This window comes from Serratia sp. SA088 (assembly GCF_049065515.1).
Classification (GTDB): Bacteria; Pseudomonadota; Gammaproteobacteria; order Enterobacterales; family Enterobacteriaceae; genus Serratia; species Serratia nematodiphila.
The window spans coordinates 578417-597343 of the sequence record NZ_JBAKGW010000001.1 but is presented as its reverse complement, the minus strand read 5'-3'; the positions used below and the strand labels follow the sequence as shown (position 1 = coordinate 597343).

Below are 18927 nucleotides of genomic sequence, written 5' to 3'. Positions count from 1 at the left end.
TTTATGGATTTGAATAACCGCCTTACCGAAGACGAAACGCTGGAACAGGCCTACGACATCTTCCTCGAATTGGCCGGCGACAATCTGGATCCGGCGGATATTCTGCTGTTCAATCTGCAGTTTGAAGAGCGCGGCGGCGCAGAACTGTACGACCCCTCCGAAGACTGGAGCGAGCACGTGGATTACGACCTGAATCCGGACTTCTTCGCCGAAGTGGTGATCGGTCTGGCGGACAGCGACGGCGAGCCGATCAACGACGTGTTCGCCCGCGTGCTGATCTGCCGCGAGAAAGACCACAAGCTGTGCCACATTCTGTGGAAAGAGTGATTCGCCGCTCATATTTCGGATAAAAAAAGCCCCGCTGAGTCAGCGGGGCTTTTTGTTGCCGGCTAGCGGCGCATTACAGCGGATCGACCTTCAGGCATGAAACCGCATGACGGAAACTGCCCTCCAGCAGCGGACGCGTCTTGGCGCACTCCGGCCCGGCGATCGGGCAGCGGGTGCGGAACACGCAGCCGGACGGCGGGTTGATCGGCGAAGGCAGCTCCCCTTCCAACAGCTGGATCTGCTTTTCCTTCTCCTTGTCCGGATCCGGGATCGGCACCGCCGACATCAACGCCTTGGTGTAAGGGTGCTGCGGATTGTGGTACACCTCGTCATAGGTGCCCAGCTCCACCGCATGGCCCAGATACATCACCAGCACGCGATCGGAAATGTGCTTCACCACCGCCAAATCGTGGGCGATAAAGATCAATGACAGGCCCATCTCGCGCTGCAGCTGCTGCAGCAGGTTTACCACCTGCGCCTGAATCGACACATCCAACGCGGAAACCGGCTCGTCGCAGATCACCAGCTTCGGTTCGAGGATCAGCGCGCGCGCGATGCCGATGCGCTGGCATTGGCCGCCGGAGAACTCGTGCGGATAACGGTTGATCAGGTTAGGCAGCAGGCCGACCTTCAGCATCATCGCCTTGACCTTGTCCTTCACTTCCTGACGCGGCATTTTCGGGTAATAAGTGCGCAGCGGCTCAGCGATGATTTCGCCGATGGTCATGCGCGGGTTGAGCGAAGCCAGCGGATCCTGGAAGATCATCTGGATATCGCTGCGGGTTTTGCGCCAGTCGGCGTCGTTCATGCCCAGCAGATCTTTACCCAGCCAGGCGACGCGCCCGCTGGTGGCCTTCACCAGGCCGATGATGGCGCGCGCGAAGGTGGATTTGCCGCAGCCGGATTCGCCGACCACGCCCAGGGTTTCCCCCTCGAACAGCCGCAGCGTAACGCCATCGACCGCCTTCAGGGTTTTCGGCGGCTGCCAAAACCACTGCTTGTCGTCATGAATGTCGAAGTGCACTTTCAGATCGGCCACTTCGAGCAGCACTTTCTTGTCGGTTACCGCTGTCATACCAACGCCTCCACCGGTTTAAAGCAGGCGCGCAGGCGCCCTTCCCCAAATTGCTCCAATGGCGGAGCGCTCGCGCACTGTTCCATGGCGTACGGGCAGCGCGGCTGGAACGGGCAACCTTTCGGCAGCCGCAGCAGGTTCGGCGGGTTGCCGGGAATGGTCAGCAACGCTTCGCCTTCGGCGTCGAGGCGCGGCACCGCGTTCAACAACCCGATGGAGTACGGGTGGCTCGGCTGGTAGAACACCTCGCGCGCGCTGCCGTATTCCATGGTGCGACCGGCGTACATCACCAGCACCTTGTTGCAGATGCCGGCCACCACGCCCAGATCGTGGGTGATCATGATGATGGCGGTGTTGAACTCGCGCTTGAGCTCGTTGAGCAGTGTCATGATCTGCGCCTGAACGGTCACGTCCAGCGCGGTAGTCGGCTCGTCGGCGATCAGCAGCTTCGGCCGGCACAGCAGCGCCATGGCGATCATCACGCGCTGGCGCATGCCGCCGGAAAACTCATGCGGATACATGCGCATGCGCTTGCGCGCTTCCGGCATTTTCACCGCGTCGAGCATGCGCACCGACTCTTCGAAGGCTTCGCTTTTGCTCATTTTCTTATGCAGCATCAGCACTTCCATCAGCTGTTCGCCAACGCGCATATACGGGTTGAGCGAAGTCATCGGGTCCTGGAAGATCATCGAGATCTCTTCGGCCCGCAGCTTGTTGAGCTGGTTTTCCGGCAGGTTGAGGATTTCGCGGCCGTTGAATTTGGCCGAGCCGCCGATGCGGCCATTACTGGCCAGCAACCCCATCAGGGCGAACGCGGTCTGCGATTTGCCGGAGCCGGATTCGCCGACGATGCCCAGCGTTTCACCGGCGCGCAGATCGAAGTTCAGATCGTTCACCGCCGTCACGTCGCCGTCCGGGGTGGAAAACGTGACGCGCAGGTCTTTCACGTCCAGCAGCGGCGACGCTTTAACGCCGACGGCGGTTTGCATCTCAGGATGTTCAATGGTGCTCATGGTGGCACTCCTTAACGATCTTTCGGGTCGAGGGCGTCACGCAGGCCATCGCCGATGAAGTTGAAACAGAACAGAGTGACAACCAGGAAACCCGCCGGGAACAGCAGCAACCACGGTGAAACTTCCATTGAGTTGGCGCCGTCGCTGAGCAATGCGCCCCAGCTGCTCAGCGGCTCCTGCGTACCCAGCCCCAGGAAGCTGAGGAAGGATTCGAACAGGATCATGCTCGGCACCAGCAACGAGGCATACACCACCACCACGCCGAGCACGTTAGGCACGATATGCCGCAGCACGATGTTGCGCGTGGAAACGCCGCACACCAGCGCCGCTTCGATGAACTCCTTGCGCTTCAGACCGAGGGTTTGGCCGCGCACGATACGCGCCATGTCCAACCACGATACCATGCCGATCGCCACGAAGATCAGCAGGATATTCTGGCCGAAGAAGGTCACCAGCAGGATCACGAAGAACATAAACGGGAAGGAGTTGAGGATCTCCAGCAGGCGCATCATCACCGAGTCGATCTTGCCGCCCAGATAGCCGGACATCGCGCCGTACAGGGTGCCGACGATCACCGCCACCAACGCCGCCGCCACGCCGACCATCAGCGAGATGCGCCCGCCGATCGCCACGCGCACCAGCAGATCGCGCCCGGAGGAGTCGGTGCCGAAATAGTGCCCCGATTCAACGCTGGGTGCGGCGGACATCATCGCCCAATCGGTATCGTCGTAGGCGAATTGCGACAGCATCGGCGCCAGCACCACAAACAGAGTGATCAGCGCCAGTATGAACAGGCTGCTGACCGCCGCGCGGTTGTGCATAAAACGCCGACGCGCGTCTTGCCACAGGCTGCGCCCTTCCACTTCCAGCTTCTCGCTGAAGTGTTCCAGAGCTTCGCTGTTCTTTTTAGTCAACATCATTCGCGTGCTCCAGATTAATAACGGATTTTCGGATCGATGACCGCATACAGCACATCGACGATTGCGTTGAACAGAATGGTCAGAGCGCCCACCAGAATGGTCAGGCTCAACACCAGGGAGTAGTCGCGGTTCAGCGCGCCGTTAACGAACAGCTGGCCGATCCCCGGCAGACCGTAAATGGTTTCGATCACCATTGAACCGGTGATGATCCCGACGAACGCCGGGCCCATGTAGGACAGCACCGGCAACAGCGCCGGCTTCAGCGCGTGGCGGAAAATGATGCGACGCATCGGCAAGCCTTTGGCGCGCGCGGTGCGGATGAAGTTGGAGTGCAACACTTCAATCATCGAGCCGCGCGTGATACGGGCGATGCTGGCGATATAGGCCAGCGACAACGCCACCATCGGCAAGATGATGAACTTAGGCGCACCACCGTTCCAGCCGCCGCCCGGCAACCATTTCAACGTGATGGCGAAGATCAGCACCAACAGCGGCGCCACCACGAAACTGGGTATCACCACCCCGGTCATGGCGAACCCCATCACCGTATAGTCCCATTTGGTGTTCTGGTTCAGCGCGGCGATCACACCGGCGCTCACGCCCAGCACCACCGCCAGCAGAAACGCGGCCAGGCCGAGCTTGGCGGAGACCGGGAAAGAGCTGGCCACCAAATCGTTGACCGAATAATCCTTGTATTTAAAGGACGGGCCGAAGTCTCCCTGCGCAAGCTGCGCCAGATAATGACCGTACTGTTTCCAGATCGGGTCGTTCAAATGATATTTGGCTTCGATATTCGCCATGACTTCCGGCGGCAATGCGCGTTCCCCGGTAAATGGACTGCCGGGCGCCAGGCGCATCATGAAGAATGAGATGGTGATAAGGATAAATAGTGTCGGGATCGCTTCCAACAAGCGACGAAGTATAAATTTAAGCATTGCCCTAACCCTGTGCGACAGCCTGATAACGGCTTATTATTCTCAACATGGGCCGGCGGCCAGGCCGCCGGCTCTTACCGTATCAATGCTTGATGATGTACAGGTTTTTGTCGTACACGTTATCAAGCGGGTCTTTGCCGGTGTAGCCACCGACGTAAGGTTTCACCAGACGGGCGTTCACATAGTAATACAGCGGAACGATGGCGGAATCTTTATCCAGCTGAACTTCCGCTTTCTGATACAGATCGGCGCGCTCGTCTTTGCTCTTCGCGGTCAACACGTTGGCCATCAGCTTATCGAACTCGGCGCTCTTGTAGTGCGGGGTGTTACTGCTGCTGTCGGACAGCATCATATTCAGGAACGAACTCGGTTCGTTGTAGTCGGCACACCAGCCGGCGCGCGCCACGTCATAGGTTCCCTGATGGCGGGTATCCAGGAAGGTTTTCCACTCCTGGTTCACCAGCTTCACGTCCACGCCCAGATTTTTCTTCCAGATGGAGGCGGCGGCGATCGCCAGCTTCTTGTGCAGGTCTGACGTGTTGTACAACAGGGAGAAGGTCAGCGGTTTACCCGGGCCGTAGCCGGCTTCCGCCAGCAGTTTCTTCGCCACTTCGTTGCGTTTTTCCTGCGTCCAGCCGAACCACTCCGGCGCGGTCAGCTTGGCGCCGTCGGTGTATGGCGGCGTAAAGCTGTAGGCCGGCAGATCGCCCTGGTTTTTCACCTTGTTGACGATGATGTCGCGATCCATACCCAGCTTCAGCGCTTCACGCACGCGCGCATCGGTGAACGGCGCCTTCTGGTTGTTGATTTCGTAGTAATAGGTGCACAGATAAGGATCGACGTGCACCTCTTTCGGGATCTCTTTCTTCAGCTTCTGGAACAGTTCGATCGGCATGTTGTTATAAGTCATGTCGATTTCGCCGGTGCGGTAGCGGTTAACGTCGGTCACTTCCGACGAAATAGGCAGGAACGTCACTTTATTGATGATGGTTTTGGCGTTATCCCAATATTCCGGGTTGCGTTCCAGTACGATGCGTTCGTTGACAATCCAGTCTTTCAGTTTGTAGGCGCCGTTGCTGACGTAGTTGGCCGGCAGCGTCCACTTCTCGCCGAATTTCTCCACCGCCTCTTTATAAACCGGCTTCATGGCGTAGTGCGGGGTCATTTCAACCAGATAAGGCACCGGCTCGCTCAGGGTCACCTGGAAAGTATGGTCGTCGATGGCCTTCACGCCCAGCGTCGACTTGTCTTTTTTACCGGCGATGATGTCATCGACGTTTTCCACATGGGCGTACTGCAGGTAGCTGGCGTAAGGCGACGCGGTTTTCGGATCCACTACGCGCTGCCAACTGTAGACGAAATCTTGCGCCGTCACCGGCTTGCCGTTGGACCATTTGGCGTCTTTGCGCAGGTGGAAGGTCCAGATTTTGAAATCCTTGTTATCCCAGCTTTCCGCGACGCCCGGCACGATGGAACCATCCGGGCTGTTGTTCGCCAGGCCTTCCATCAGATCGCGGGTCACGTTGTTTTCCGGCACGCCCTCGATTTTATGCGGATCCAGCGACTGCACTTCGGAACCGTTGTTTTTGACGATTTCTTGCTTGTCGGCCAGTTGCACGCCTGCAGGAACGTCGGCCGCGAAGGCGGAGGTGGTTGCTGTGATGCCGAGTGCGGCGATGACGCCGGCGGCAATGAGGGTTTTCTTCGTGATGTTGGTCATACTTATCGACTCCAGTTTTTTATTATCACAGGCTCTTCGTGGAACCTGCGTTGCCCGTAAGCGGACTCTGTTTTCCCGCCGCCGCGGAACGAATGCGGCGGCCGGCCTTCCCTATATCCCCCAGCGCCTCGGCGTGAGGAATACCCCTTTACTGCTTGATAATGTAAAGATTTTTAACGTCGGTATAGTCCAGCGGATCTTTGCCGGTGAACCCGCCTACCGTCGGCTTAATCAACCGCGCGCTGACGCGGTAATACACCGGGATCAACGCGGAGTCTTTGTCCAGTTGCGCTTCTGCCTGCTGATAGAGCGCGGCGCGCGCGGCCTCATCCGGCGCCTTCAGGGTGGCGGCCATGATGGCGTCGAACGCCGGGCTCTTATAAAACACGGTATTGATGCTGCTGTTGGACAGCACCAGGTTCAGGAAGGCGCTGGGTTCGTTGTAATCCCCGCACCAGGTGGCGCGCGCCACGTCGTATTGCCCCTGATGGCGGCTTTCCAGCGAGGTCTTCCACTCCTGATTGCGCAGCGTGACGTCGGCGCCGAGGTTCTTCTTCCACATCGACGCGGCGGCGATCGCCTGCTGTTTGTTTTGATCGGAGGTGTTGTACAGCAGCGAGAACTTCAGCGGTTTGGCGTCGCTGTAACCCGCTTCCGCCAGCAGTTTCTTGGCTTCGGCGTTGCGCTGTTCCTGGCTCCAGCCGGCCCAGGCGGGCTGCGTGAAGTTGGCGCCTTCGGTGAAGGTTGGCGTGAAACTGTAGGCCGGGATCTGCCCCTGGCCCATGATCTTGTTGGCGATGATGTCGCGATCCAGCGTCATCTTCACCGCCGTACGCACCCGCGGATCGGTGAACGGCGCCCGCTGGTTATTGAGTTCGTAATAGAAAGTGCACAGATAAGGGTTAACGTGCAGTTGCTCGGGCACTTCGCGCTTCATTTTGACATACAGGTACGGCGGAATGGCGCTGTTGGTGATGTCGATCTCGCCGCTGCGGAAGCGGTTGACGTCGCTGACTTCGGAAGCAATCGGCAGGAAGGTCGCCTGATTGATCACCGTCTGCTTGTTGTTCCAGTAGCTCGGGCTGCGCTCAAGCACAATCCGCTCGTTCACCACCCACTCTTTCAGACGGTAAGCGCCATTGCCGACATAGTTGGCGGGCAGCGTCCATTTGTCGCCGAATTTCTCCACTACCGCGCGTTTCACCGGTTTGAGCGACGTGTGGCTCAGCATGCTGATGAAATACGGCACCGGCTCGCTCAGCGTCACCTGCAGCGTCTGGTCGTCCAGCGCCTTGACGCCGAGGGCCTGTGGAGGCTTCTTACCGGTCAGGATATCGTCGATATTGTCGACTTTGGTGTACTGCAGGTAGCTGGCATAGGGCGAGGCGATTTTCGGATCGGCCAGGCGCTGCCAGCTGTAGACGAAGTCTTGCGCGGTCACCGGGCTGCCGTCGCTCCACACCGCGCCGGGGCGCAGGTGGAAGGTCCATTGCTGATAATTCTGGTTTTCCCAGCTCGCCGCCGCCGCCGGCACCACATGCCCGTTGGCGTCGGTGCTCACCAGCCCTTCCAGCAGGTTAAGAATGATATTGCTTTCCGGTACGCCCTCGACCTTATGCGGATCCAATGAAGCCACTTCGCTGCCGTTGTTGATCACAATATTCTGCTGCTGCGCCAACTGAACGCCGGCCGGCACTTCCGCCGCCAAACTGCTATTTATGGCGCCGACGCTCAGCGCGCCGCTAATCAACAAGGTCAAAGAAGTGCGCTTCAGGGTTTGCTGCATAATCGAGGCTCCTTTTCACCGACAAGCATCGCTTATCGAAGTTTGTGAAGTGTTTATAAGAATTCTAAATAAACGGATACCAGCAAAAATCATTCCCGTTTTTATGGCGCATTTCAGTTAATTGACCACGGGAAAGTTGCTCGGAAATTAGCAGAAGCCAAATTCCATAGCCAATAAATTTTACGAAAATGTTAAGCAATTCTCTTTTATCGCACGAAGCCCGATCCGGCCCCCAAGATCGAGGACGCGGAGAAACAAAATCATCGCTATGATTTTAAAGAAAAAAAAGACGAAATCATTTCATTTGAAACCATCAACGCAATCTCATTACCGCACAAAGAAACATTCAGTTAACAATCCGGACATTCAAAGAACAAACACCTGCCTATGGTCGGTTAATCACTAATAACACCTGGATGAAAGTGAGACAAGCCCCACAGAATGATGTGATTAATTTAACAACAGCTTTACCGTTGAACGGGGGCAAAACGCGCGGAAATGGGGGAAGAAAAGTGTCTGAAATAACGCTTAGCGTTTTTTTTGCACAGCAACATGAGATTTATGCAACATAAGAGTGCAACCGCATAAATTTTATTCATCCTGTGCACTATAATAATGCGAACCAATAAATAATTTAAACTTTAAAATTAATTTTAGCCGCGCCAAGGCGAAAGGTGCGCGGCTAAACAAAGGGTATTACAACAGGCCGGGGAATATCGCCTTAATGCCGGTAACGATAAACTCGATCCCGAGCGCCATCAGCAACAGACCCATGATACGGGTGATCACGTTGATGCCGGTCTGCCCAAGCAAACGCACCAACAGCGGCGCGGCGCGGAACAACAACCAACAGCAAAAGGCGAACAAGGCGATCGCGACCGTAAAGCCGAGCAGGCTTTGCCAGTTGTGATAACGGGAACTCCACACGATGGTGGAACTGATCGCCCCCGGCCCCGCCATCAGCGGCAGCGCTAACGGCACCACGCCGATGCTCTCGCGGATCGCGCTCTCCGATTTTTCCTGTTTGTTCTGTTTGTCTTCTCCCAGCTTGCCGCTGATCATCGACATGGCGATGGTCACCACCAGAATACCGCCGGCGATGCGGAACGAATCGATGGAGATGCCGAACATCCGCAAGATCCCTTCGCCCAGGAACAGCGATGTCCACAGAATAATGGCGACCGACAGGTTGGCGGTCAGGTTGGTTTTATTGCGCCCTGCTTCCGCCTGGTAGCTGGTCATGCTGATAAACACCGGCAAGATGCCCACCGGGTTGACCAGCGCAAACAGACCGACAAAGAACTTGATAAAGCCGGAAAGATCCAACAGAGATTGGCCCACAGATGGCTCCGCGTTAAGTGCTATAAAAAGGTGTGCTGCCTATGCGCGCTAATGTAATGGAATTGCCGCGGGTAATCCATCCGGCCAGAGCAGCATTTTTGACTACCAACAAGTTAGGCAACAAAACAAATGCCCTTTGTTAAAGTGATGTATGGCCTTTTGATTTTTTATGTTGAAAAAAGAGTCATCGATCACAGTTATTGATAATCACTCTCAACACCGTCAAGCTGAAAGGTGTCAGCTTGCACTTTTCATGATTTAGATCACAAATCAACTACCCAACAGTGGGTAAGCTCTTAGTCGTAGGCAGGGAGTAGAACAAAGTCGGTGGCAATCCAGCCGGTTCCGTTCTCTTCACTGCCTGCCCCTCCGGTTGGCGCAGGGTAAAGCTCTTTAAGCAAATCAGCAGCATGCGAAGAAATAACGCGGGAAACCCCCGGTATTCGAATCACCGTTTATTCCCGTTATGACTATACTAGTGGCTCGCACGGCTTATTTACTGAAAGAGTTTAACATTATCAGGAGAGCATTATGGCTGTAACGAATGTCGCTGAACTGAACGAGCTTGTCGCACGTGTCAAAAAAGCCCAGCGCGAATATGCCAACTTCACTCAAGAGCAAGTGGATAAAATCTTCCGCGCTGCCGCCCTCGCCGCTGCTGATGCCCGTATCCCGTTGGCCAAAATGGCCGCGGAAGAATCCGGAATGGGTATCGTCGAAGACAAAGTGATCAAAAACCACTTCGCTTCCGAGTACATCTACAACGCCTATAAAGATGAAAAAACCTGTGGCATCCTGTCTGAAGATGACACTTTCGGTACCATCACCATCGCCGAACCTATCGGCCTGATTTGCGGTATCGTCCCTACCACCAACCCAACTTCTACCGCGATCTTCAAAGCGCTGATCAGCCTGAAAACCCGTAACGGCATCATCTTCTCGCCGCACCCGCGTGCGAAGAATGCCACCAATAAAGCCGCCGATATCGTGCTGCAAGCCGCTATCGCCGCCGGCGCGCCAAAAGACATCATCGGTTGGATCGATCAACCTACCGTCGAGCTGTCCAACCAGCTGATGCACCACCCTGACATCAACCTGATCCTGGCCACCGGTGGCCCGGGCATGGTGAAAGCCGCCTACAGCTCCGGCAAACCGGCCATCGGCGTCGGCGCCGGTAATACGCCGGTCGTGGTAGACGAAACCGCAGACATCAAGCGCGTGGTCGCCTCTATCCTGATGTCCAAAACCTTCGACAGCGGCGTTATCTGCGCTTCCGAACAGTCGGTCATCGTCGTTGACGCTATCTATGATGCGGTACGCGAACGCTTCGCTTCCCACGGCGGCTATCTGCTGCAGGGTAAAGAACTGAAAGCGGTGCAGGACATCATCCTGAAAAACGGCGGTCTGAATGCGGCCATCGTCGGGCAATCCGCACCGAAAATCGCCGAAATGGCAGGCATCAAAGTGCCGGCCAACACCAAAGTGCTGATCGGTGAAGTGAAGCTGGTCGACGAGTCCGAACCTTTCGCACATGAAAAACTGTCGCCTACCCTGGCGATGTACCGTGCCAAAGACTTCGAAGACGCGGTCGCCAAAGCCGAAAAACTGGTCGCCATGGGCGGTATCGGCCACACGTCCTGCCTGTACACCGACCAGGATAACCAAACGGCTCGCATCGCCTACTTCGGCGATAAAATGAAAACGGCTCGCATCCTGATCAACACCCCGGCTTCTCAGGGCGGTATCGGCGACCTGTACAACTTCAAACTCGCGCCTTCGCTGACGCTGGGTTGCGGTTCCTGGGGTGGCAACTCCATCTCTGAAAACGTCGGACCTAAACACCTGATCAACAAGAAAACTGTAGCGAAGCGAGCAGAAAACATGTTGTGGCACAAACTTCCGAAATCGATCTACTTCCGCCGTGGCTCGCTGCCTATCGCGCTGGAAGAAGTGGCGACCGACGGGGCGAAACGCGCCTTCATCGTGACCGACCGTTTCCTGTTCAACAACGGCTATGCTGACCAGATCACCAAGGTTCTGAAGTCTCACGGCATCGAAACCGAAGTGTTCTTCGAAGTGGAAGCCGATCCGACGCTGAGCATCGTGCGTAAAGGCGCCGAGCAGATGAACTCCTTCAAACCGGACGTCATCATCGCGCTGGGCGGCGGTTCGCCGATGGACGCCGCGAAAATCATGTGGGTGCTGTACGAACATCCTGAAACCCACTTCGAGGATCTGGCGCTGCGCTTCATGGACATCCGCAAGCGTATCTACAAATTCCCGAAAATGGGCGTGAAAGCGAAGATGATCGCTATCACCACGACGTCAGGCACCGGTTCGGAAGTCACACCATTCGCCGTCGTGACCGACGACGCCACCGGGCAGAAATACCCGCTGGCCGACTATGCGCTGACCCCGGACATGGCGATTGTCGACGCCAACCTGGTGATGAACATGCCGAAATCCCTGTGCGCCTTCGGTGGCCTGGATGCGGTGACCCACGCGCTGGAAGCTTACGTGTCAGTGCTGGCGAACGAATACTCCGACGGCCAGGCGCTGCAGGCGCTGAAACTGTTGAAAGAGTATCTGCCGGCCAGCTACAAAGAAGGCGCGAAAAACCCGGTTGCCCGTGAACGCGTGCACAACGCCGCCACCATCGCCGGTATCGCTTTTGCCAACGCCTTCCTCGGGGTTTGTCACTCCATGGCGCACAAACTGGGTTCGGAGTTCCACATTCCGCACGGCCTGGCCAACGCGATGCTGATTTCCAACGTCATTCGCTACAATGCGAACGACAACCCGACCAAGCAGACGGCCTTCAGCCAGTACGACCGCCCTCAGGCGCGCCGCCGCTACGCTGAAATCGCCGACCACCTCGGCCTGAGCGCACCGGGCGACCGCACCGCGCAGAAGATTGAGAAACTGCTGGCCTGGCTGGACGAGCTGAAAACCGAGTTGGGCATCCCAACCTCCATCCGTGAGGCGGGTGTGCAGGAGGCGGACTTCCTGGCGAAAGTCGACAAGCTGTCGGAAGACGCGTTCGACGACCAATGCACCGGCGCCAACCCGCGCTATCCGCTGATTGCCGAACTGAAGCAAATCATGCTGGATACCTTCTACGGCCGCGAATTCAGCGAAGCAGTCGAAGAGGAAGCGGCAGCTCCGGCTGCAGCCAAAGCCGCGGTAAAGAAGCCCAAGAAATAACGGTTTCGTGAACCGATAAAAAAACCCGCCAAACGGCGGGTTTTTTATTGCGCCGGAGGCGCTGCATTTCGACTCACGCCGCCAAAACGCCTCAGCGGGCTTTGGCGGCGTTTTCTCCCCTACTCCAGGGAGTGAATCGCCTCTTTATAATGCTTGCGGCAGACGGAGACATAGCTCTCGTTACCGCCAATCACCACCTGCTCACCGGCGTGCATCGCCTGGCCGTTTTCATCCAACCGCAGCACCATATTGGCTTTGCGCCCACAGTGACAGATGGTTTTCAATTCCACCAGCTTATCGGCCCAGGCCAGCAAATATTGGCTGCCGGTAAACAGCTCACCGAGAAAATCGGTACGCAGGCCGTAGCACAATACGGGAATGTCCAGTTGGTCCACCACATCGCACAATTGCTCAACCTGCGCCTTGGTCAGGAACTGGCTTTCATCCAGCAGTACACAATGCACCGGTTGCTGTTGATGCTCTTGCTGAATCATGGCGTACAGCATCGAGTCGTTGTTATAGAGCTGGGCCTGCGAGGATAAACCGATGCGCGAGCTGACCTTACCTACGCCAAAGCGGTGATCGATCTCCGCAGTGAACACCAGCGTGCGCATACCACGTTCTTGATAGTTATATGAAGACTGTAGCAGCGCGGTGGACTTGCCGGCATTCATCGCAGAGTAATAAAAATAAAGTTGAGCCATGGCCCCGCAACTCCGATGGTATAAGAAATATTCAAATGTCGATTAGGACGGTAAGTGTACCATAAGCCGCCCCCCAGCTCAGCCCAAAGCGAACGAATATTGCGTTCGCCGTAATAATGCGCTTTCAAGCGAAACATATCGTTCTGTCGGCCCGTTCCTTTTACAGCTATTTACAGGATAATGTATGCCTGTCATCACTATTAATTCTTGCTAATGGTTAACCGCGATCATTTGCCCATTAATGCATAATCACCCTTTCGCAGCGGCGGGTGCCGCAACCGCAACGGCGCGTCAGTCTATTATACACGGGGCCAATACAGGGCATTTAATCACCTCCGCTGTCCCCGACGTTTCCTGACGCAATCTTTACCTATATACCCCTATTGTTTACAATGTCTGTCTTGCCATGACGTGATTAAGCCCACAGAACCCATTGTAATATTGATATAAATTACGGCGATAACTTATCGATGAAAGCCTTGCGACACGCGCCTTTTAAAGCATGCCTGCTGAAATTTTGACTTAAGTGCGACAAGGGTAATAGTTAACAGCCCTTCCTATATTAGTCGGACAGATCCGATTAACGGTTTTTTAAAAGGTAAATTTGAGTATTCAAGTCAATTTGGCTATTGCAGAAAAGAAAATAGCGCTCTATTATTATCGAGACGCCCCCCACCAATATAATTTGAGACTAGGACAATGAGCGAAGCATTAAAGATTTTGAACAACATCCGTACTCTGCGCGCCCAGGCAAGAGAATGCACACTGGAAACGCTGGAAGAAATGCTCGAGAAACTGGAAGTTGTTGTGAACGAACGTCGCGAAGAAGACAGCCAGGCTCAAGCAGAAATCGAAGAACGCACTCGTAAACTGCAACAATACCGCGAAATGCTGATTGCTGACGGTATTGATCCGAATGAACTGCTGCAAACCATGGCTGCCAACAAGGCTGCCGGCAAAGCAAAACGTGCGGCACGTCCTGCCAAATACCAATATAAAGACGAAAACGGCGAGCTGAAAACCTGGACCGGCCAAGGCCGTACTCCTGCGGTGATTAAGAAAGCTATCGAAGAGCAAGGTAAATCTCTGGACGATTTCCTGCTGTAATAGCGATTCAGTCCGTATCTGAAAGGCTCCCTGCGGGGGCCTTTTCATTTTAAAGCTTATAGACGTGATCCCGCCTCATCCCTCTCTTTTTAGTAAATATCCTGATTCACATTTTCCTCCTTGCATGAAGTCCCAGCGAAAAAAAAGGGCCCTAAGGCCCCTTTATCGCATTTACTCCCGTTCAATTATTGAACCTGGTAGAATGCCTTATACCAATCAACAAAGCGCTTTACACCCTCTTCAACGCTGGTTTCCGGTTTAAAACCAATGTCGCGATAAAGCTCTGCGGTATCAGCGCTGGTATCCATCACGTCGCCAGGTTGCATCGGCAGCATATTCTTGCGGGCTGTTACCCCTAAAGCCTGCTCCAACGCCGTGATATATTCCATCAGTTTAACGGGGGTGTTATTGCCGATATTATAAACATGATACGGTGCGGAACTGGTCGCCGGCGATCCCTGTTCAACGGTCCATGACGGATCCGCCTGCGGAATAACCGCCTGCAGCCGCACAATCGCCTCGGTGATATCATCAATGTAAGTAAAGTCACGGTGCATTTCACCGTGGTTATATACATCGATACTCTCCCCCGCCAATATGGCCTTGGTAAACTTGAACAGCGCCATATCCGGGCGCCCCCAGGGACCATATACGGTAAAGAAGCGTAGCCCCGTCGTCGGGAGACCGTATAAATGAGCGTAACTGTGTGACATCAGCTCATTGGCTTTTTTAGTTGCCGCATACAGTGACACAGGGTGGTCGACAGAATCTTCGGTAGCAAACGGCAACTTGCGATTGAGGCCATAAACAGAGCTGGATGAAGCGTAAAGTAAATGCTCGACCTTATTATGACGACAGCCTTCCAGAACGTTCAAATGACCGATCAGGTTAGCGTCCGCATAAGCCAACGGGTTGACCAGCGAATAACGCACGCCGGCTTGGGCACCCAAATGAATGACTCGTTGGAACTGATGCTCGGCGAACAATGTCGCCATGCCTTCACGATCGGCCAAATCCAACTTGATGAAGCGGAATCCCGGCTTATCCGCCAGTCTGTCCAGACGGGCCATTTTCAGGCCCACGTCATAATAGTCATTCAGGTTATCGATGCCGACAACCTGATGCCCGGCGGTCAACAAACGCTCTGCAACGTGATAACCAATAAACCCTGCGGCGCCTGTAACCAGGAATTTCATGCCCACTCCTTAAATAACCGGTTTAATCGAGGCGCCGCGGCCAATCGCGTAGTAGGTAAAGCCGCGATTCTCCAAACGCTCCGGATCGTACAGGTTACGTCCATCGAAGATCACCGGCTGCTTCAACTCACTTTTGATCACGTCGAAGTCCGGCGCGCGGAAATTCTGCCATTCGGTGCAGATCACCAGAGCATCGGCGCCGTGCAACGCAGCCTCTTTGGTACCCATCAGCTTCAAGTCGTCGCGCTGGCCATAAATGCGCTGAACTTCGTTCATCGCTTCCGGATCGTAGGCCTGAACGGTGGCACCGGCAGCCCACAGCTGTTCCATCAGCACGCGGCTGGACGCTTCACGCATGTCATCGGTATTCGGCTTGAACGCCAGGCCCCACAGCGCGAAGGTTTTGCCCTTCAGATCGCTGCCGAAGTAGTCTTTGATAAAGCTGTTCAGCTTGTCTTTCTGTTGGTAGTTGACCTGCTCTACCGCCTGCAGCAGCTTCGGTTGGTAACCGATCTGCTCTGCCGTGCGGATCAACGCCTGGACATCTTTCGGGAAGCAAGAACCACCGTAGCCGCAGCCAGGGTAGATGAAGTGATAACCGATGCGTGAGTCGGAACCAATGCCCTGACGCACTTTCTCGATGTCCGCGCCCAGCATTTCTGCCAGGTTGGACATTTCGTTCATAAAGCTGATTTTGGTCGCCAGCATGCAGTTGGCGGCATATTTGGTCAGCTCCGCGCTGCGGATATCCATCATGATCATACGATCGTGATTGCGGTTAAACGGCTCGTACAGCTCGCGAATAGGCTCGATCACCTCTTTATTATCGGTGCCGATCACGATGCGCTCAGGGCGCATGCAGTCAGCCACCGCAGCGCCTTCCTTCAGGAATTCAGGGTTGGACACCACGTCGAACGGCACGTTGCTGCCGCGTTTTGCCAGCGTTTCCGCCATCACCTGACGCACTTTGTCCGCCGTACCGACCGGCACGGTAGATTTGTCGATCACCACTTTGCGATCGGTCATGTGCTCGGCGATGGTGCGCGCCACCGCGGTGACATATTTCAGATCGGCGGAACCGTCTTCATCCGGCGGCGTACCGACGGCGATAAACTGGATATTCCCGTGCGCCACGCCCGCTTTGGCATCGGTGGTGAAATGCAGGCGCCCAGCCTCATAGTTTTGCTGTACCAGCGGCGTCAGGCCCGGTTCAAAAATCGGGATATTCCCTTTTTTCAGGTTCTCGACTTTTCGTTCGTCAACATCGATGCACATAACATCATGGCCAACTTCAGCCAGCACGGCGGCCTGTACCAGCCCCACATAACCAATACCAAAAACTGTTACTTTCATGTGAAAATCCTAGTTTTTCAAATTAAGACGAAAGATCAAATTACTTCTTGTCAGCGGCAACAACCTGTTGCAGCCACTGAGAAAACTCTTTGCCCAGGCTGGCATGACGCATGCCGTACTCCACGAAGGCCTGCATGTAACCCAGTTTGTTACCGCAGTCATGGCTCACGCCTTTCAGGTGATACGCTTCCACCGTTTCCTGCTGCATCAGCATTTCGATGCTGTCAGTCAGCTGAATTTCATCGCCGGCACCTGGAGGCGTTTTCGCCAACAGCGGCCAAATATCGGCGGACAACACATAACGACCGACAATCGCCAGGTTGGAAGGGGCTTTATCCGGCGACGGTTTCTCAACCACGCTGACCATCGGCGCGCTTTCGCCCGGTTGCAAATCAACGCCCTTACAGTCGGCTACGCCGTAGTTTCCGACATCCTTATGCGGCACGGGTTCAACCATGATCTGGCTGACGCCGGTGGCTTCGAAGCGCTGCAGCATTTCGTGCAGGTTGTCTTTTTTCGGATCGGCGCTGTATTCGTCGAGGATCACGTCCGGAAGCACCACCGCGACCGGTTCATCGCCCACCATCGGGTAGGCACACATAATCGCGTGCCCCAGGCCTTTGGCATTACCCTGACGAACCTGCATCACGGTAACACCTTTCGGGCAGATCGACTGCACTTCGTCCAGCAATTGGCGCTTGACGCGTTTTTCCAGCATCGCTTCGAGTTCGAAACTGGTATCAAAATGGTTTTCGATCGAGTTCTTGGAGGAGTGGGTGACCAGCACAATCTCGTTAATCCCCGCCGCAATGCACTCATTGACGACGTATTGGATCAGAGGTTTATCAACCAGCGGCAGCATTTCTTTCGGAATGGCTTTGGTGGCCGGCAACATCCGCGTACCCAAGCCTGCAACCGGGATCACGGCTTTTCTGACTTTGCGATTTACAGCAGGCATTATTTCCTCTCTTAAAGCTAAAGCGCTCATTTTATGAGCTTGGGCTCGATATAAAAAAACCTTCGGAGTATACCAGCTTATGCGCGCCGAGCATTAACCAGAACACAAATAGAAAGCATTTAGGACTATTACCCGTTCGGATAATCCGGAGAATAAATAAACGGTTTAATTACAGATAAGTAAATAGCTTAAGATCGCGCCGATCGCTGCCTGCTATTCAGCGCTGAGCATCAGTCGCAATCGGCCACCGCTGCCCCATACCTGACATTGCCAGGCGGTACAACGCTGGCTGATCTGATTCATGTAGGTAGCCCCCAGCGTCCCCAGTGGCACGCCGTTGCTCAGCTGGATTTGATTGTCACCGGTATTGACGTTGGCATGCAACCCGGCGGAAACCAGAATCAGGTTTTTATTTTCGGCGTGATAATATCCCAACAACAGAGGGAATTGACCGTCTAATTTCCCCTGCCGCAATAATTGATTAACCTGCTTTAACAATGCCGACATTTGCGGCAAACGATGCTGTTGATTAGCCAGATGGTCCTGCAGCAGCCCATTAAATAATGCGCGCAACAGCAATGCCGCCAATACGCCATTATCGCCGGCGCGCGTGACGTCCAGGCAATAGAATGCCAGGTCCTTTTCTGACAAGGCGGCAATATCCAGCACCAGGCCGGGATTTTCGCCGGTGGTTAACTGCCGATAGTTGATCCGGCAATGCGCAATGGTCTGCTGTACCGGCGGCTGCAGTTGCTTAAGCAGTTTGACGGCTTCGGAAGGATTTTTGCTCAACGCATCCCAATCCTGAAACAGTTCAACCTCTTCAATCGCCTGGGAGGTGAACATATTGGGGTATAAGCACGCCAGCACCGCTTCACGCAAGCGATTGAGATCGGTCAGCGGCTTGAGCAGCACATCCTGCACGCCCAACCGCAGCACCTTGGCGATGTCCGCCATCTTGTCGGTGGCCGAGATCACCAGCACCGGGATCTGCAGCCCCTGCAAACGCAGGTGTTCAACGAATTCGATACCGCCCATTTCCGGCATCGCGAGATCGCACAGAATCAGATCCGGCTTGAAGTCATCGACGGCACTCAGCGCCTGTAAACCGTTGGTCGCCTCGCCGGTTTCAGCGCCCAGCGAGGTCAGATAACCGACCAGCACGGAACGAAAAACCTGTTCGTCCTCAACGATCAAGATGCGCTTGTGAGTGAGTGGTAATGCCATCAGCCGAGCCTCGTCCCTTTCCATAGTGTAATAGTGGCTCAAAAAGGTCACTTATGCTCGT

Annotated in this window: 15 protein-coding genes; 3 read left to right on the top strand and 12 right to left on the bottom strand. The window is 55.1% G+C overall.

Features of this window, described 5'->3' with window-relative positions; translation table 11 throughout:
• The first annotated feature begins 3 nt into the window (after positions 1–3).
• Positions 4–327, top strand: a complete 324-nt coding sequence (locus ACOWVD_RS02950) for an HI1450 family dsDNA-mimic protein (RefSeq protein WP_004932139.1) — start codon at positions 4–6, stop codon at positions 325–327.
• Positions 328–400: 73 nt separating this feature from the next.
• Here the strand turns inward: ACOWVD_RS02950 and oppF are convergent, their stop codons facing one another.
• From oppF to ACOWVD_RS02915, 7 genes are all read right to left on the bottom strand, one after another.
• Positions 401–1402: a murein tripeptide/oligopeptide ABC transporter ATP binding protein OppF gene (gene oppF / locus ACOWVD_RS02945; protein ID WP_004932143.1), complete on the bottom strand. Its 1002-nt coding sequence runs from the start codon at positions 1400–1402 to the stop codon at positions 401–403.
• Positions 1399–2415 carry an ABC transporter ATP-binding protein gene (locus ACOWVD_RS02940; RefSeq protein WP_015378086.1) on the bottom strand — a complete coding sequence of 339 codons (1017 nt, stop codon included), beginning with the start codon at positions 2413–2415 and terminating at the stop codon, positions 1399–1401. Before ACOWVD_RS02940 ends, oppF begins: the two co-directional genes overlap by 4 nt.
• 11 nt (positions 2416–2426) lie before the next feature.
• Positions 2427–3335 (bottom strand): oligopeptide ABC transporter permease OppC, encoded by a 909-nt coding sequence (gene oppC, locus ACOWVD_RS02935; protein WP_004932149.1) that lies wholly within the window; start codon positions 3333–3335, stop codon positions 2427–2429.
• Between the two features lie 14 nt (positions 3336–3349).
• Positions 3350–4270: an oligopeptide ABC transporter permease OppB gene (gene oppB / locus ACOWVD_RS02930; protein ID WP_004932150.1), complete on the bottom strand. Its 921-nt coding sequence runs from the start codon at positions 4268–4270 to the stop codon at positions 3350–3352.
• Between the two features lie 82 nt (positions 4271–4352).
• Positions 4353–5990, bottom strand: coding sequence for an oligopeptide ABC transporter substrate-binding protein OppA (oppA, locus tag ACOWVD_RS02925; RefSeq protein WP_049242990.1), 1638 nt, complete (start codon positions 5988–5990; stop codon positions 4353–4355).
• A 148-nt stretch (positions 5991–6138) separates the two neighbouring features.
• Positions 6139–7776 (bottom strand): ABC transporter substrate-binding protein, encoded by a 1638-nt coding sequence (locus ACOWVD_RS02920; protein ID WP_015378088.1) that lies wholly within the window; start codon positions 7774–7776, stop codon positions 6139–6141.
• Positions 7777–8472: 696 nt separating this feature from the next.
• Positions 8473–9117 (bottom strand): YchE family NAAT transporter, encoded by a 645-nt coding sequence (locus ACOWVD_RS02915; protein ID WP_015378089.1) that lies wholly within the window; start codon positions 9115–9117, stop codon positions 8473–8475.
• A gap of 531 nt (positions 9118–9648) precedes the next feature.
• On the opposite strand from ACOWVD_RS02915, the gene adhE reads away from it, so the two are divergent.
• Positions 9649–12321, top strand: coding sequence for a bifunctional acetaldehyde-CoA/alcohol dehydrogenase (gene adhE, locus ACOWVD_RS02910; RefSeq protein WP_421105411.1), 2673 nt, complete (start codon positions 9649–9651; stop codon positions 12319–12321).
• A gap of 119 nt (positions 12322–12440) precedes the next feature.
• Here adhE and ACOWVD_RS02905 read toward each other — a convergent pair whose 3' ends face one another.
• Positions 12441–13025, bottom strand: coding sequence for a thymidine kinase (locus ACOWVD_RS02905; protein WP_015378091.1), 585 nt, complete (start codon positions 13023–13025; stop codon positions 12441–12443).
• Between the two features lie 699 nt (positions 13026–13724).
• Between ACOWVD_RS02905 and hns the strand changes: the two genes are divergently transcribed.
• The gene (gene hns, locus ACOWVD_RS02900; RefSeq protein WP_004932170.1) at positions 13725–14132 is read left to right on the top strand and encodes a histone-like nucleoid-structuring protein H-NS; all 408 of its coding nucleotides are present in this window, start codon (positions 13725–13727) and stop codon (positions 14130–14132) included.
• A 185-nt stretch (positions 14133–14317) separates the two neighbouring features.
• Here hns and ACOWVD_RS02895 read toward each other — a convergent pair whose 3' ends face one another.
• The 4 genes from ACOWVD_RS02895 to rssB all read right to left on the bottom strand — a co-directional run bounded on the left by ACOWVD_RS02895 (position 14318) and on the right by rssB (position 18866).
• Positions 14318–15328, bottom strand: a complete 1011-nt coding sequence (locus tag ACOWVD_RS02895) for an NAD-dependent epimerase (protein WP_049240803.1) — start codon at positions 15326–15328, stop codon at positions 14318–14320.
• A 9-nt stretch (positions 15329–15337) separates the two neighbouring features.
• On the bottom strand, positions 15338–16681 hold the full coding sequence (locus ACOWVD_RS02890; protein WP_197799027.1) for a UDP-glucose dehydrogenase family protein: 1344 nt from the start codon (positions 16679–16681) through the stop codon (positions 15338–15340).
• 40 nt (positions 16682–16721) lie between these two features.
• Positions 16722–17639: a UTP--glucose-1-phosphate uridylyltransferase GalU gene (gene galU, locus ACOWVD_RS02885; protein WP_015378094.1), complete on the bottom strand. Its 918-nt coding sequence runs from the start codon at positions 17637–17639 to the stop codon at positions 16722–16724.
• A gap of 213 nt (positions 17640–17852) precedes the next feature.
• Positions 17853–18866 (bottom strand): two-component system response regulator RssB, encoded by a 1014-nt coding sequence (rssB, locus tag ACOWVD_RS02880; protein ID WP_004932178.1) that lies wholly within the window; start codon positions 18864–18866, stop codon positions 17853–17855.
• Positions 18867–18927: the final 61 nt, after the last annotated feature.

Bases quoted from the DNA above. Each gene is read 5' to 3' on its own strand.
- hns (WP_004932170.1), top strand. From the start codon at position 13,725: ATGAGCGAAGCATTAAAGATTTTGAACAACATCCGTACTCTGCGCGCC.
- ACOWVD_RS02920 (WP_015378088.1), bottom strand. From the start codon at position 7,776: ATGCAGCAAACCCTGAAGCGCACTTCTTTGACCTTGTTGATTAGCGGC.
- oppC (WP_004932149.1), bottom strand. From the start codon at position 3,335: ATGATGTTGACTAAAAAGAACAGCGAAGCTCTGGAACACTTCAGCGAG.
- oppF (WP_004932143.1), bottom strand. From the start codon at position 1,402: ATGACAGCGGTAACCGACAAGAAAGTGCTGCTCGAAGTGGCCGATCTG.
- ACOWVD_RS02940 (WP_015378086.1), bottom strand. From the start codon at position 2,415: ATGAGCACCATTGAACATCCTGAGATGCAAACCGCCGTCGGCGTTAAA.
- ACOWVD_RS02905 (WP_015378091.1), bottom strand. From the start codon at position 13,025: ATGGCTCAACTTTATTTTTATTACTCTGCGATGAATGCCGGCAAGTCC.
- rssB (WP_004932178.1), bottom strand. From the start codon at position 18,866: ATGGCATTACCACTCACTCACAAGCGCATCTTGATCGTTGAGGACGAA.
- galU (WP_015378094.1), bottom strand. From the start codon at position 17,639: ATGCCTGCTGTAAATCGCAAAGTCAGAAAAGCCGTGATCCCGGTTGCA.
- oppB (WP_004932150.1), bottom strand. From the start codon at position 4,270: ATGCTTAAATTTATACTTCGTCGCTTGTTGGAAGCGATCCCGACACTA.
- adhE (WP_421105411.1), top strand. From the start codon at position 9,649: ATGGCTGTAACGAATGTCGCTGAACTGAACGAGCTTGTCGCACGTGTC.
- ACOWVD_RS02890 (WP_197799027.1), bottom strand. From the start codon at position 16,681: ATGAAAGTAACAGTTTTTGGTATTGGTTATGTGGGGCTGGTACAGGCC.
- ACOWVD_RS02895 (WP_049240803.1), bottom strand. From the start codon at position 15,328: ATGAAATTCCTGGTTACAGGCGCCGCAGGGTTTATTGGTTATCACGTT.
- ACOWVD_RS02950 (WP_004932139.1), top strand. From the start codon at position 4: ATGGATTTGAATAACCGCCTTACCGAAGACGAAACGCTGGAACAGGCC.
- oppA (WP_049242990.1), bottom strand. From the start codon at position 5,990: ATGACCAACATCACGAAGAAAACCCTCATTGCCGCCGGCGTCATCGCC.